This window comes from [Leptolyngbya] sp. PCC 7376, from assembly GCF_000316605.1.
GTDB lineage: Bacteria > Cyanobacteriota > Cyanobacteriia > Cyanobacteriales > MRBY01 > MRBY01.
Genome location: NC_019683.1, coordinates 640,208 through 654,186, shown reverse-complemented (window position 1 = coordinate 654,186; position 13,979 = coordinate 640,208). Strand labels below are relative to the sequence as shown.

Below are 13,979 nucleotides of genomic sequence, written 5' to 3'. Positions count from 1 at the left end.
TCTCCTTGCTTTTTTCTGGATTTTGACCGCTTACACAAATTAATTTACATATCCGAATATTTCTCAGAGTGAGCATTCCCGCCACCGCAGTCCTGCCAATTTTTGTGTCAACTTGCTGTGTGGTCTCATTGCCTATTGTCATCAGCCCAAGAAACCTTCTCTTCAGCTTGATTAGAACCTTTATTCCTTATCCCGAACTCACGTTAATCTAGATACAAACTTCTCTCCTCATTCTAAAGCTATCCGGCCACTGCTATAATATACGCAGTAAACTTTACAATCAGTTACATTCTCCATGACATCCGCTGCGGTTTCCCTTGATAAAGTCACGAAAGTTTTTGGCAAAGTGCCTGTGGTTAATGAGCTTTCGTTTGAGATTAAAGATGGCGAAATGTATGGTCTTTTGGGGCCAAACGGCGCGGGGAAATCAACGACAATTCGGATGGTGATTACGTTAACGGAGCCGAGTGGTGGAGTAATTTGTGTGGCCGGGGAAGATGTGCAGCGTAATCCCGCCCACGCGAAACGCACTATTGGGGTGGTGCTCCAGCAGATGAGTGTGGATGTGGATCTCACGGTTTGGGAAAATCTGGAATTTCATGGTCGGTTGCACCATATCCCGAAATCAAAACGCCAAAGATTAATTCGGCAATCTCTTGAATATGTGGGGTTGGGTGATCGCCGCGATGATTTAGTAAAAACATTATCGGGTGGAATGAAACGTCGGGTGCAGATTGCTCGGGCGTTACTGCATGAACCCAAAATCTTGTTTTTAGATGAACCAACTGTCGGTCTCGATCCTCAAACGCGTCGTCGTCTCTGGGAAATTATCCGCGAGCTGAATAACAATGGCATGACCATTTTGCTCACCACTCACTATATGGAAGAGGCCGCAACACTCTGTAATCGCATCGGCATTATGGAAGCGGGTCAGCTAATTGAGGAAGGAACTGTATCAGAGTTGCAGGAAAAATATGGTCGCGGTCTCATGGTGAAACAGCAGAGTGATCGCTGGGATTATAATTTTTTCCCGACTGTGCAAGAGGCAGAACATCATCTCGCCAATCTCGAAGACAAAAAAGGTGTGATGGTGCGCGAATCCAATCTCGAAGATATTTTTGTGGAGTTGACAGGTCGGCAACTCGATTAAGATTTGTCGGAAATTTTTCAGAGAAATCTCTTTAGAATTGCAGCGGTTTGATTGCCTGTGTGTTGCCAAGAGAATTTTTGTGCTTGGGCTAAACCTCTCATTCGTAAATCTTGTCGCAGGGTTTCGTCTTGGGTGATTTGTTGCATTGCATTGGTGATCGCCCCAACATTTTCTGGATTGACGAGTAGGGCTGCATCTCCTGCTGCTTCTGGTAAAGCCGATTGGTTTGATGTGACCACCGGAGTTCCACAGGCCATTGCTTCAAGCACGGGTAACCCAAATCCCTCCCACAATGTTGTGAAAACAAGGGCGATCGCCTGATTAATGATCATCGGCAAATCTTGCTGGGCAACATAATCTTTGATCAAAACATTTTGCTCTAAACCAAGCTCGGTAATCAGTGCCTTCACGGTTGGGGTATAGCGTTTATCTTGCGAACCAACGAGCAAAAATTCATAATCTTGATAGTTGGGCAGTTGCGCAAAAGCCTTGATCATTCGCAATACATTTTTGTGAGGATTGTGGCGACCAAGATACAGAAAATAGGGTTTTGTCGGTTGGGGTAAATTGTCGATTGCCCGAAAATGTTTCGCGTCGTAGGCAAGAGGAATTGGTGTGATTTTCCTCGCAGGAATCCCAAAATAATTAATCACATCATCCGCTGTCGCCTGAGAATTACAGACTAGATGCTCCGCCTGATACAAAACCTTGGGTAAAACAAATTTTTGGTAATACTGGAGGGGTGATCGCCGATCTGGATAACGTAGCGGAATCAAATCATGCACCATCGCCACATTGCAACAGGATGTATATAGAGGCGTTTCGGGTAACGGTGAAAAAATCAGATTTGCTTTTAGTTTTTTATAAAGTTTTGGGAGTCCAAACTGTGTCCACAGTAAACGTTTTGCATGGCCTTGCATCCCAAAATCTGGACTCATCCCTGCTGGAATCTTCTGTCTGACATCCTCTTTGACAAGAGGGATTAGGGAGGATTCGCTCAGTAATGTGAAAGAATCAAGTTCAACCAGATGGGGCACTACATTTTTGGCGTAGATACTAATGCCCGTTGGTTTTGCAGATAGGACAGAGAGATTAACTAGCATCATGCAGGATCAATTCTCTACGTGGGTCAATCTCAGTTTGTTGTACTTGATATTCTGTTGCCAAATTTGGTAGTCCTAAAGAGGTAAGGATGATTTGTAGTGATGAACAAAAAGCCAAATAGCTCCAATGTGGTTTGCGACTTTCTTAGAAAAGGATAAAGTCTTTCTCACCAAGCGCGAAACTCTTTGCCTCAAAGTACAGTTGAATCGCTCAATATAACTTGTCTTTCCTGTCTCTTTGCTTACGAATTGATGAAGTTTGCTAGGGAAGATGAGGCCATAAGCAGACCAAAAATTACTGTAAGCTACTGCGCATTGGCGATAAACTCCGGGTAAAGATTGCCATAGCCCTAATGCTCCTGCCTCAGAACGGTCTCCCACGTAGACTCCCACAATCTCGCGACTATCGACATCTAAGGCCAGCCAAATCCAATATTTCTGATGTTTATTGCCGACAAAAGACCACATCTCATCGCATTGAATCGTCAATTGTCCTTTTGTTTCGAGCATATGTGCACTTGCTGCGGTATGGCTTCGTATTTCTGGTTGACATAACTTTGTAACCAGGGTTCTGAGACATCACAAACTCGAGCAATTCCAGCCAGAGGAATCTTTTCGAGGAGTACTTATCAATTAACTCCGTGGTGTCAGAAGAGATGATTTTCTGTTGAGAATTTTCTACAAATTGTCTACCGCAGTCTCGAAATCTATGGTTTTGTTTGCCGTTATGGATACGAGCATTTTTTACAACTTTTGTGGATTGACAGTTGGGACAACGAAGCATTTGAGGGAGACTGGTGACTTAACTTCCCTTCTTAACGTGAGTTCTGGATAAGGAAAGAAAAGGAGAAAGCCCATATCGTGGAAGTTGTAACGAATCCACGGCTTTCTCCCATGTCCAGTCTAGAGGCTCTGTTTTGCCATGTTGATGATTTCTGCCAAGTCTTTGAACCCTTATGGCATCAAGCGTTACTCAGCTCTGGCAAAAATACCGTCGCCGTCAGAGAAGCCTCAGTCTGAGTGAGGTGATGACTATTCTCATTGCTTTCCATCAATCTTACTATCGAAATTTCAAGCATTTCTATCTCATCAAGGTGAAATGCGATTGGCAACAAGAGTTTCCTCTAGCTGTGAGCTATCAACGCTTTGTGACATGGATACCTTCGAGCTTGATTCCTCTCTGTACATATCTGCGACGATGCTTCGGACAATGCACTGGTATTAGCTTCATTGATGCCACCAGCATCAAGGTTTGCCATAATCGCCGTATCTCTCAACACCGTGTTTTTGAAGGTTGCGCGGCAAGGGGCAAGACTTCGGTGGGATGGTTCTTCGGCTTCAAACTACACCTGGTCATCAATGAGCGAGGAGAATTACTCAACGTCCAAGTGACGCCCGGAAATACCGATGACCGCCAACCTGTAGTGGAGTTATTGCAAGACTTATGGGGTAAAGTCTTTGCCGATAAAGGCTATGTCTCACAATCTTTAGCCCAGCATCTTCAAGAGGAACATGAGGTGACCCTAATGGCTAAACCTCGTCGAAATATGAAGCATCATTTGATGGTTTATCAAGATAAACTTTTTGCTCGTAAGCGGGCTTTGATTGAGACAGTTATTGACCAACTGAAGAACATCTCACAGATTGAACATTCCCGACATCGCAGTCCCACAAACTTTTGTGTGAACTCGCTGTGTGGGCTGATTGCTTACTGCCATCAACCCAAAAAACCTTCTTTACAGCTTGATTAGACCTATCATTCCTTATCCAGAACTCACGTTAACAAGGCTTAAATCACGACCTAAAAATAGAATCCTGATAGAAAAGGCTGATACTTGAGCTATCATTAAAGCAGCGTTGGTGGCTGCAAGCCTGAGTGCGAGAGCAATGGAGAATAGGGGATTCGAACCCCTGACCTCTGCGGTGCGATCGCAGCACTCTACCAACTGAGCTAATTCCCCGGAAAGGAAAATTATTGTAGCACTTCTGCTGGTGGAGCAAGGCTTGGGTCAATGCGTTCTAGCTCTAGTTCTGTCAAATAGTCAACGCACCAATTACTACAACGCTGCATCATATGGAATGGATAGGTGCGTGCCACACCAACAACAGGGATGCGTGCGGATTTTGCGGCTTGGATACCGTGGAAATTATCTTCGATGGCAAGGCAGTTCTTGGCGGTAATCTGACGCTCTGGATATTTTGTTTGTAATGCTTTGATTGCGGCTCGATAACTATCTCCGCTCGGTTTGAAAATTGGGATATCGTCGGCGGTGAGCACGATATCAAAAGCATCTTTTAGTTCCAACTGACCCAAAATATAGTCTGTATCTGTGCTGCTATAACCTGTCACAATGCCGAGAAGAAGATCCTTCAGTTTAAGGGATGTGATAAATGGCAAGATATCTGATGCGACCGGAAAAGTTTCTAGGGCACTGAGCTTTGCTTGATAGGCCTGAGATTTTTTTGCGATGAGCTTATCAAGGTATTCATCGCTGACAATGCGTCCGCGTAAAGCCAAACATTCCTGTAGACAACGGCGATCGCTCTTCCCTAAGCTTTCATTTTGGTAGATTGCATCGGTGGGGCGGAGATTTTCGGATAGGAGGATTTCATCCAGCAGCTCAAATTGAATTGCTGAGTCATTCAGAAAAACGCCATTAATTTCGAAAAGAACAGCCTGTAGTTGGGGCATGAGGTGAACGGTCGGTTTTTTATATTTTAGGAGAATTCCGGATCGCCCATGGAGGCCACGCTTTAAAATAAGCTGTAGTTTGCTGCGATCGCCATGACTTTTGAAGAGCTTCCCCAACGCCATATTCTCCGGACTCGGGTGCATCTGACGAACTATGTCGATGCAGGGGAGCGCATCCTACAGGCGATTCGAAATAATCAGTCCGGCTATGTGGCGATCGCCAATGTCCATATGGTGATGACGGGCTACTGGAATAATGAGTTCCAGCAAATTATTAACAATGCTCTATTAACGACACCGGACGGAATGCCCCTCGTATGGGGATTAAAACTATTTGGACTTCAAGAGGCCTCTCGGGTTTATGGCCCTGACCTAACGCTCCACTGTTGTACGATCGCCACGCGCGAAAATATGCCCGTTTATTTTTACGGTAGCCGCCCCGAAACCCTCGATAAACTTCGCCAGAACTTACTCGAAAAATTCCCTGAGCTAAATATTGTGGGGATGGTTGCGCCACCCTTCCGTGCTTTGAGCGCAGAAGAAGAAAATCTCGAAATCGAGAATATTATTCAGTCAGGCGCAAAACTAGTCTTTGTCGGATTGGGTTGTCCTAAACAAGAATTTTGGATGGCAAAACATACGGATAAATTGACCGCAGTTCTGTTAGGAGTAGGAGCTGCCTTTGATTTCCACGCTGGAACCGTTTCCCAAGCCCCTCGGTGGATGATGTCCCTGGGCTTAGAATGGTTTTACCGCCTACTTCAAGAACCACGGCGTCTCTGGAAACGCTATGTCGTTAACAATATGGCTTTTGTGGTGTTGTTTTTGATCCAGTTCGTTAGGGTTCGACTGCGCAGTACATAATTATTCTTTCGGCTGAAACCACAGAGACTAACTGTTTAAAGGTTTTTTGCTGATTGTCTGTGGCCCTTTTTCTATGTTGAAACGCAAACCCATCCCTAACTCCACACAAGATCTCCGCTCCATCCAAGCTTTAGAACATTTGAAACCGGGGCGTCAGCGTTTTCGGTATATGTTGCTCTTGATCTGTAGTGATACGTTGGGCTTGGCGATCGCCTGGCGGTTTGCAGATTTTTTGAACGGTTTCTATTCGCCGATTCCTACTGGTTTAGTGTGGTGGGTTTGGTTCGATATCCCCAGTCTATTTTGGTTTTTTTTAATCGTTACCCTGAGCTTTTTTGTAGCGAATCATCTCTACCGCATTCCTTTCGAAGCCCAGAATTATACTCGTGCCGCTAAGATCATCACCTTGGTTTATTGTTTGTTTTTGCTTGGTAGCTATTTTTATAATCCGATGCTTGATCCACCGCGATCACTCTTTATTTCGGCATGGTTTTTAAGCATCACATTTGTGTTGGGACAACGCTTATCTCTGACGCTGATTTTGCGGCAATTTGTGCGTCAAAAACCACCGATTAAAGTATTTGTGATTGCCCCCGCCGAAAAACTAAATCACTTAGCAAATCTCGTCAAAAAGAGGCCGAATTACGAAATTGTTGGTGCGGCTCTAGCGACCACTGCGAGTACAGCCACAACGATTGCAAATATTCAGCAATCTGGAGCGATGGAAGTTTTAGTTAAGGATTTACCAGATACAGATCTTGCGTCAAGTTTGTATTGGCAACTGCGGAGTACAGGCGTGGCGATTCGGCTGCTGCCATCGAGTAAAGAAATGCTTTACCGTCGGGGTTTACCAGAGATTTTTGCGGGTATTCCCACTCTCCGTGTCGAAACACCTCTGCTTTTGTGTTGGGATTATCGACTGAAACGTTGGTTTGATTTTGTGGGGTCTGCGTTTGGTTTAATGATTCTCTTGCCACTTTTTATCGGTGTGGCGATCGCCATCAAAGTTGACTCTCCCGGTGAGGTCTTTTTTCGGCAAAAGCGTGTGGGTTTAAACGGTAAAACATTTCGGATGTGGAAGTTCCGCACCATGGTTAAAAATGCTCCCAAACTCCAACAGCAACTCGAAACCCAGAACCAAATGTCAGATGGAGTTCTATTCAAAATCAAAAAGGATCCTCGCATCACCAAAGTCGGTCAATTTTTGCGACGCACCAGTATCGATGAATTGCCCCAACTCATCAACGTCTTAATTGGGCAAATGAGTCTTGTTGGCCCCCGTCCCCTACCGATTCGCGATGTAGAACGCTTTGACTCTTGGCACCATATCCGCCATCAAGTTGTTCCGGGCATTAGTGGGCTTTGGCAAATATCGGGACGTTCTGACCTTGAAGACTTTAATGCTGCAGCTCGCCTCGATCTGTATTACATCGATAATTGGTCGTTAAACCTTGATCTCGACATCTTGATTGAAACCGTCAGAATTGTGCTGTTTGGCAAAGGAGCATACTAGATCGTTATTAGACTGCTGGACTCTGTGCTCGAAAATCAAGATCGATTGTGTTTTCCCGTTTTTTCGTCATGCCATTAGAAAATTTGCTCCTAAGCCTATGACTATTTAAACCTTTAAAATACGGCTTTTTGTTTAGCTATTGTGAATTAGCTTCAGTACAAAAAAATACACTAATATTTATTTTGATCTGTGAGATCCGTAAAAACAATGAGGTGTTTGGTGAGAAAAGAATCAGTAACTTTAACTCTTCTTGAGTTTATATAAGGAATCGAGTAAGAATTCTTTCCTTGATAGAGACTGGAACAAAATATTAGTCGAGATAAAAAAGAATTTAAATGCTTATGGATAAAGGTCTTGACAACTATTGATGTTGGGTTCTAAAGATGCTTGATTTCACCAAGATCAAGAGTCCGGAACTTCATGAGAACTTTATTATTAGTCTAGTTACTACGCTTTTTTGCTGTCCGTAAATATCAGGATATCCATCATTGAAAACTCATAAAAAAGCCCTCGAAACTTTACTTGAGCTTGATTTGCAAGCTCCAAGGTCTTGTTAGAGTTTTAATGTAGTTTCGCAACTCAATGTATTTTGTAAGCCATTGATTTCAGGGCACTCCATCTCACAAGTTTTTCAGTGAGGCAAAGTTTACAGATTACTTGGCGATCGCGGAATGAAACTCAGATTTTATTACTTTTGTGTCCTATGTTTTTCTCTTCAATGAATCCAATTAAGCATTTCGGTTTACCGTTAATGGCGGCTAGTGTTGTTGTTGGTGGTTTTATGATGGAAGCCCCAGCTCAAGCACTTGAACTCGTCAATAAATATTCTGTTACGACTGCATATAAGGATCAGTACTACGGTGGTGGTGCTGGCCATACAATCTATGGTCTAGACGCAGGCAGTTTAAACGAGCGAAGCTCTATCACCACATCCTCTGAAGATCTCTTTTGGGAAGAGTATGACGACGGTACTGTTCACTTCTACGGTACTGTTTATGACAAAAAACAAGTGAATGGTGGCAATGCAAGCCCATTTGGTTGGGAAGTAGATGTTCATCTCGTCAAGAGAGATGGTGCAGGTACTGGTGGACCCAAGAAAGAACTTAATCGCAATAATCCTTACGGCAGTGGTGTTGTAGATCCCTCCACATGGAGTTTTTATGACTTTAGCGATAATGTCGCTTCTACGCTCACTGGATTCGGTGGCGAGATTGATAATCTTGTTTTGACAATTGATGATCTCACCGGTGGGAAATATCCTGTCCAAGTGGGCATTGGTGCTAATGGTAAAAACTCGAACTTGGGTATGTCTACTTGGTTCAAGGCATATGACGAGAACGGCAATCTATACGAAAACCATGCAGATTTCAATGTTGACTTAACTCCAGTTCCAACTCCTGCTGCTGGCCTCGCTTGGTTGTTTACTGGTGGTGCGGCGATCGCCCGTAAGCGTAAGCAAGAGCGTGACAATGAAAGCTAAGGTTGCTTTCTTTTCTTCACTCTAAAACATAAAAAACTTCCTTGGCTAAGCTTATAGGTTTAAAACTCTAAGGAAGTTTTTTATATGGACTGCAATGAGTTGACCTCTTGCAAAAGGTTATGGCAATTCAAAATTGTAGAGACCAGCAATGAGATTGAGTCTTAATCCCCATCTCCGACGGCGGTTACGATATCGACTGGATAATATACGAAATCTTTTGAGCATTCTGAATACCATCTCAATGATGATTCTTTGAGCTGCTAAGAGCTGATTCTCCTGTTTCTGTTCCCGCAGTCAACTCTCCTCCTCGGCTTCTTGTGAGGAGTGTGACTCCGCTGATGTCGCTTGTGTAGACCTTGATATCCAGTGTCGGCAAGGCAGAGTTGTCCCTGCTGAAAATGCACTCTACTCTTTTTGAGTAGTTTGAAGTCATGGGTGCTACCTTTCTCACAGTCACAACAGATAATCTGTGCCCACTGCCAAGCAATAACTATTTGAGCTTTAAGGGAATGATGCTTCTTTTTCCTGAGTAGTAAAGACGTTGTTTTTTGGGGCTTTTCAATCGCCTGTTCTGTGGCATCCATCAACACTACTGTTAGAGATAACTCTTCTGAACCATGGAGCTGTTTCATGCCGGGTAAGTGGAAATCGGTTTCTTTGATGAGTGTATTCTCTGTTTTTTGCACCATGCGACAAACTGTTGATTCATGAATGCCCCATGATTAAGCGATAGGAAAATAAGTGCGATATTCCCTCAGATATTCCAAGGTGAGGAGTAACTGATTTTCCAGGGATACAATACTGGGACGACCGGGTTTTTGCTTTGCTTTAGCTTCTGTTAACGTGAGTTCTGGATAAGGAATGATAGGTCTAATCAAGCTGTAAAGAAGGTTTTTTGGGTTGATGGCAGTAAGCAATCAGCCCACACAGCGAGTTCACACAAAAGTTTGTGGGACTGCGATGTCGGGAATGTTCAATCTATGAGATGTTCTTCAGTTGGTCAATAACTGTCTCAATCAAAGCCCGCTTACGAGCAAAAAGTTTATCTTGATAAACCATCAAATGATGCTTCATATTTCGACGAGGTTTAGCCATTAGGGTCACCTCATGTTCCTCTTGAAGATGCTGGGCTAAAGATTGTGAGACATATAGCAGCGAAGGAGAAGGTTAGGACATAGAACAGAAGGCTATTCTGATGGCATCGAACAAATCCTCAGTCTTCTTGATGAGCTTACTTACCTCCTTCTTTAACCTCCCCCAAAACTTCTCTATCTTGTTCAGGTGTGGTGAGTAGGGTGGCAAAAATATCACTTCACATCCTGCCTTCGCCACCAATGTTTGTATTCTTTCCTTTGGATGAACACTGGCATTATCCAGAATAATAATTTGACCCGGAATCAACTCTGGCACTAAGCAATCCTCTACCCATTGGCAAACTAAGGCGCTGTTGGCATAGCCCTCAAATACCATCGGTGCTATCTGCTCTCCCTCTCGCCATCCTCCAATCACGCTAACTCGTTCTGTACGATGACCTAACTTCTCTGCGATAAACCTCTCTGACTTATGGCAGTAGCCATACCCATAATCTAAGGTATTATCAAATCCACTTTCATCGATATATACGAGTCGTTCTTGGCCATACTGCTTCAGTTGTGCCACAAATGCTTTTTCTAATTCTTTATCTCTCTCTTGATATCGATAGGTCTTTTTTTTCGAGTAAATTCAATTTTCCGTAGAGCTTCACGTCTGGATGCATCACTAATAGACTCTGGCCATTTCTCCGCCATTTCCTTCTGGGTTAGATGCCCATATTTCTCTGCAAAAGCACGAAAAGCATCTAGATCATTAATCTTCGGTTGAGGGCCTCGACGGTAATCTGTCTTCGGAGCGACTGAACCGATTTTCTCTCGTCGTTTCAGCCACAGGTCTAGCGTATTTCGGCTAATACCAAAGAAGCGACAGATATCACTTTTTCGTTCACCTTTATCGAAGGCGGCAACAGCTTTTAGGCGTAAATCAAGACTATGGGGAGCAGGCATGGCATCTATGTTTATTGCTTCTATCCTATTCTGTCTTAACCCACTCCTTGCCTGCTATAGCCTTTATCGGCAAAGACTTTACCCCATAAGTCTTGCCATAACTCCACTACAGGTTGGCGGTCATCGGTATTTCCGGGCGTCACTTGGACGTTGAGTAATTCTCCTCGCTCATTGATGACCAGGTGTAGTTTGAAGCCGAAGAACCATCCCACCGAAGTCTTGCCCCTTGCCGCGCAACCTTCAAAAACACGGTGTTGAGAGATACGGCGATTATGGCAAACCTTGATGCTGGTGGCATCAATGAAGCTAATACCAGTGCATTGTCCGAAGCATCGTCGCAGATATGTACAGAGAGGAATCAAGCTCGAAGGTATCCATGTCACAAAGCGTTGATAGCTCACAGCTAGAGGAAACTCTTGTTGCCAATCGCATTTCACCTTGATGAGATAGAAATGCTTGAAATTTCGATAGTGAGATTGATGGAAAGCAATGAGAATAGTCATCACCTCACTCAGACTGAAGCTTCTCTGACGGCGACGGTATTTTTTGCCAGAGCTGAGTAACGCTTGATGCCATAAGGGTTCAAAGATTCGACAGAAATCATCAACATGGCAAAACAGAGCCTCTAGACTGGACATGGGAGAAAGCCGTGGATTCGTTACAACTTCCACGATATGGGCTTTCTCCTTTTCTTTCCTTATCCAGAACTCACGTTCTGTTAGGACCTCTACCAGACGATTGAAAGTCTGAAGTTTAACTCCACAGGCTCTCCTGAATTGTTCTGTCGATAAATGTTGGAGCTGTTCGTAAGTTGGCATTTTTATCGCTATGGCTCTGTTACTTTCCTCTTTTTTATCTACTCTCACCCCTTTTGCAAAAGGTCAAGTGTTTAGGCTAACGTGAGTTCGGGATAAGGAATCAAGGTTCTAATCAAGCTGAAGAGAGGGTTTCTTGGGCTGATGACAATAGGCAATGAGACCGCAAAGCAAGTTGACACAAAAGTTCGCTGGACTGCGATGGCGAGAGTGTTCAATCTGTGAAATATTCTTCAGTTGGTCAATGACTGTTTCAATCAAAGCTCGCTTACGAGCCAGCACTTTGTCACGCCAAAGCATCCGGTGATTCTTCATATTGCGACGAGGCTTAGCTAGAAGCCTCACATCATATTCTTCTTGTAAATACTGTGCCAGAGGTTGAGAGACGTAACCTTGATCAGCAAAGACTTTGCCGTATAACCCTTTCAAAAGCTCCACTACCGGTTTTCTATCATCGGTGTTGCCGGGTGTGACTTTCACATTGAGTAATTCGCCATGGTCATTGATAACCAGATGTAGTTTGAAGCCAAAGAACCAACCCACAGAGGTTTTACCTCGAGCGGCATGACCTTCAAAAACGCGATGTTGAGAGATGCGGCGATTGTGACAAACTTTGATACTGGTGGCATCAATGAAGCTGATACCTATGCATTGACCATAACAGTGCTGTAGGTAGACACAGAGAGAGAGGTACTAACGTCGAAGGCATCCACTCCACAAAACGTTGGTCACTCACGGCTCTGGGAAAAGCTCCTCGCCAGTGATGACGCACATTGATGAGATAGAAATATTTAAAATTGCGATAGTGAGATTGGTGAAAAGCAATCAATATCGTCATTATCTCGCTGAGACTAAGGCTTCTGGGGCGACGCCGTCGCTTTTTGCTTTGAGGCCAGTAATTGCTGTTGCCATTGAGGTTCAAAGACTGGGCAGAAATCATCAACGGCACAAAACAAAGGTTCTAGACTGGTCATGGGAGAAGGTGGTGGACTGGTTATCAACTTCCACAATATGCACTTTCTCCTTTTTCTTTCTTATCCCGAACTCACGTTAGGCTAGAAAATTACTTTGTTCAAGGTATTGGCAAATATCATCAAAGGCTTCCCAGGCAACATAGTTTGTTTTCCCTTCTTGGTCGAGATAATTGCGTAAATGCTTCCTTGCAAAAATTAAGTCAGCTTTTAATGCCATATTGATATCGGTCAATCCATCGCCAATGGCGATCGCCTTTTCATACTGATACTTTTTCATCACCTGAGTCTTTTCGACTAACTCCGTTCCCCCTTCAAATGATGAGATAATAATCGTTAAAAAGGCGTTACAGAATAGAAGTATGCGATCATCACGCCAACTGTTGCAAGGTGGTGGACGATGACAAAACGCGATCCGCTAAAGAACTTAATTGTGCCAAGGATTCGCTATCAAGGACAGAGGTTGCTTCGTCGAGAATCAGAATTTTTGGATTGAGTAAAACCGCATGGGTGATCGCCAAAAAAAATACTTCAACACCTGTGTGCCATCTAAGATAGACGATTTAGAATTTAGCGAGTATACCAATCTAGACAATCATAAGTATCCATGCGCAAACGTTCTGAAACTTCGACTTTAACGGCACTACGGATCAAATTTACAAAGGCATCGTAACGATCAAGCCCATTCACATTCGGAGCAAAACGAGTATCCTCTTCAAAGAGCGTTATTTCTACAAGAAAAAGATCATCTACAGCGAACTCATAGCTCTCATGAGCTTCAAACTGATGACGTTTTTCTGCTGCAATCCGTGGTTCAGCTTGATAAATATATTGAGCTGCATGAAAAAAATCTGCCGTCATCTTGGCATTATCAAACTCTTGTTTATCCTTTAACTCAGCAACTAATTTCTCGTAAATAGCTGGAATAAGGACAAAAACCTGCGTTTTCGGTGAAGAATTTGTAGAGAAAGGCAAGTTAAACTGGAATGAAGTTAGATTTGACAGCATCGAGTGTAGGCAGCATAAAGAGTTTACACGTACTTGTTTCAAGCTGTATCTTCAGCCAAACTTGACAATGCAATGTATTCTTCGCGATTAAGAACTAATCTCTCGAAGACTACATAGATGCAGGCTTGCCTTTAAAAACAAAATGAAACCGATGCCCCTGATTCCGTAACCTAGATACATATATCAGGATAGCTTACAAAATCTATACTGACGAACATAACACTATCTTTACCTAAAGGAACTCTGCCGTCTAAGCTTAAGACAACAAAGCAACTATCTCTTCAATAAAGACTATCTCCTAGACTAAACTCCTTACAATATGCCTTTCAAAACCGAATCATACC

12 protein-coding genes, 1 tRNA gene and 7 pseudogenes are annotated in these 13,979 nt (G+C 43.5%); 6 read left to right on the top strand and 14 right to left on the bottom strand.

Annotated elements, in window-relative coordinates; translation table 11 throughout:
• Nucleotides 1–55: 55 nt before the first annotated feature.
• Nucleotides 56–175 (top strand): annotated as a pseudogene (locus LEPTO7376_RS26160) (IS982 family transposase); the annotation flags it as partial.
• Between the two features lie 120 nt (nt 176–295).
• Nucleotides 296–1,150, top strand: coding sequence for an ABC transporter ATP-binding protein (locus tag LEPTO7376_RS02935; RefSeq protein ID WP_015132786.1), 855 nt, complete (start codon nt 296–298; stop codon nt 1,148–1,150).
• Between the two features lie 17 nt (nt 1,151–1,167).
• Here LEPTO7376_RS02935 and LEPTO7376_RS02930 read toward each other — a convergent pair whose 3' ends face one another.
• Both LEPTO7376_RS02930 and LEPTO7376_RS25520 read right to left on the bottom strand, forming a co-directional pair.
• Nucleotides 1,168–2,256 (bottom strand): glycosyltransferase family 1 protein, encoded by a 1,089-nt coding sequence (locus LEPTO7376_RS02930; protein WP_015132785.1) that lies wholly within the window; start codon nt 2,254–2,256, stop codon nt 1,168–1,170.
• 72 nt (nt 2,257–2,328) lie between these two features.
• Nucleotides 2,329–3,037, bottom strand: a pseudogene (locus LEPTO7376_RS25520) (IS1 family transposase).
• A gap of 110 nt (nt 3,038–3,147) precedes the next feature.
• Between LEPTO7376_RS25520 and LEPTO7376_RS02920 the strand changes: the two are divergent.
• Nucleotides 3,148–4,004 (top strand): annotated as a pseudogene (locus LEPTO7376_RS02920) (IS982 family transposase).
• A 137-nt stretch (nt 4,005–4,141) separates the two neighbouring features.
• Here the strand turns inward: LEPTO7376_RS02920 and LEPTO7376_RS02915 are convergent.
• Together LEPTO7376_RS02915 and LEPTO7376_RS02910 are read right to left on the bottom strand one after the other, a co-directional pair.
• Nucleotides 4,142–4,214, bottom strand: a tRNA-Ala gene (locus LEPTO7376_RS02915).
• Between the two features lie 11 nt (nt 4,215–4,225).
• Nucleotides 4,226–5,068 (bottom strand): HAD family phosphatase, encoded by an 843-nt coding sequence (locus LEPTO7376_RS02910; RefSeq protein ID WP_225901165.1) that lies wholly within the window; start codon nt 5,066–5,068, stop codon nt 4,226–4,228.
• Between LEPTO7376_RS02910 and LEPTO7376_RS02905 the strand changes: the two genes are divergently transcribed.
• The 3 genes from LEPTO7376_RS02905 to LEPTO7376_RS02895 all read left to right on the top strand — a co-directional run bounded on the left by LEPTO7376_RS02905 (nt 5,039) and on the right by LEPTO7376_RS02895 (nt 8,802).
• Nucleotides 5,039–5,809 carry a WecB/TagA/CpsF family glycosyltransferase gene (locus LEPTO7376_RS02905; RefSeq protein ID WP_015132782.1) on the top strand — a complete coding sequence of 257 codons (771 nt, stop codon included), beginning with the start codon at nt 5,039–5,041 and terminating at the stop codon, nt 5,807–5,809. The two genes, LEPTO7376_RS02910 and LEPTO7376_RS02905, sit on opposite strands and share 30 nt — an antisense overlap.
• Before the next feature lie 73 nt (nt 5,810–5,882).
• Complete coding sequence (locus tag LEPTO7376_RS02900) at nt 5,883–7,322, top strand: sugar transferase (RefSeq protein ID WP_015132781.1); 1,440 nt, start codon at nt 5,883–5,885, stop codon at nt 7,320–7,322.
• A 634-nt stretch (nt 7,323–7,956) separates the two neighbouring features.
• Entirely contained in the window at nt 7,957–8,802 is an 846-nt protein-coding gene (locus LEPTO7376_RS02895) for a hypothetical protein (protein WP_160148367.1), read from the top strand.
• Between the two features lie 117 nt (nt 8,803–8,919).
• Here LEPTO7376_RS02895 and LEPTO7376_RS28850 read toward each other — a convergent pair whose 3' ends face one another.
• The 10 genes and pseudogenes from LEPTO7376_RS28850 to LEPTO7376_RS02855 form a co-directional block, all read right to left on the bottom strand.
• Complete coding sequence (locus LEPTO7376_RS28850; protein ID WP_264308964.1) at nt 8,920–9,039, bottom strand: hypothetical protein; 120 nt, start codon at nt 9,037–9,039, stop codon at nt 8,920–8,922.
• A 23-nt stretch (nt 9,040–9,062) separates the two neighbouring features.
• Nucleotides 9,063–9,491 (bottom strand): transposase family protein, encoded by a 429-nt coding sequence (locus tag LEPTO7376_RS28225; protein ID WP_264308963.1) that lies wholly within the window; start codon nt 9,489–9,491, stop codon nt 9,063–9,065.
• A 33-nt stretch (nt 9,492–9,524) separates the two neighbouring features.
• Nucleotides 9,525–9,680, bottom strand: a complete 156-nt coding sequence (locus LEPTO7376_RS27155) for a transposase family protein (protein WP_225901164.1) — start codon at nt 9,678–9,680, stop codon at nt 9,525–9,527.
• A pseudogene (locus tag LEPTO7376_RS28605) lies at nt 9,673–9,951 on the bottom strand (transposase); the annotation flags it as partial. The pseudogene LEPTO7376_RS28605 and the gene LEPTO7376_RS27155, both read right to left, overlap by 8 nt.
• Nucleotides 9,952–9,969: 18 nt before the next feature.
• Nucleotides 9,970–10,841 (bottom strand): annotated as a pseudogene (locus LEPTO7376_RS28845) (IS630 family transposase).
• A 41-nt stretch (nt 10,842–10,882) separates the two neighbouring features.
• Nucleotides 10,883–11,479, bottom strand: a pseudogene (locus LEPTO7376_RS02875) (IS982 family transposase); the annotation flags it as partial.
• A 288-nt stretch (nt 11,480–11,767) separates the two neighbouring features.
• A pseudogene (locus LEPTO7376_RS24255) lies at nt 11,768–12,630 on the bottom strand (IS982 family transposase).
• Nucleotides 12,631–12,706: 76 nt separating this feature from the next.
• The gene (locus LEPTO7376_RS02860; RefSeq protein WP_051188705.1) at nt 12,707–12,907 is read right to left on the bottom strand and encodes a hypothetical protein; all 201 of its coding nucleotides are present in this window, start codon (nt 12,905–12,907) and stop codon (nt 12,707–12,709) included.
• Nucleotides 12,908–12,998: 91 nt separating this feature from the next.
• On the bottom strand, nt 12,999–13,148 hold the full coding sequence (locus LEPTO7376_RS26145; RefSeq protein ID WP_160148366.1) for a hypothetical protein: 150 nt from the start codon (nt 13,146–13,148) through the stop codon (nt 12,999–13,001).
• Between the two features lie 49 nt (nt 13,149–13,197).
• Entirely contained in the window at nt 13,198–13,635 is a 438-nt protein-coding gene (locus LEPTO7376_RS02855; RefSeq protein ID WP_015132778.1) for a hypothetical protein, read from the bottom strand.
• Between the last annotated feature and the right edge of the window lie 344 nt (nt 13,636–13,979).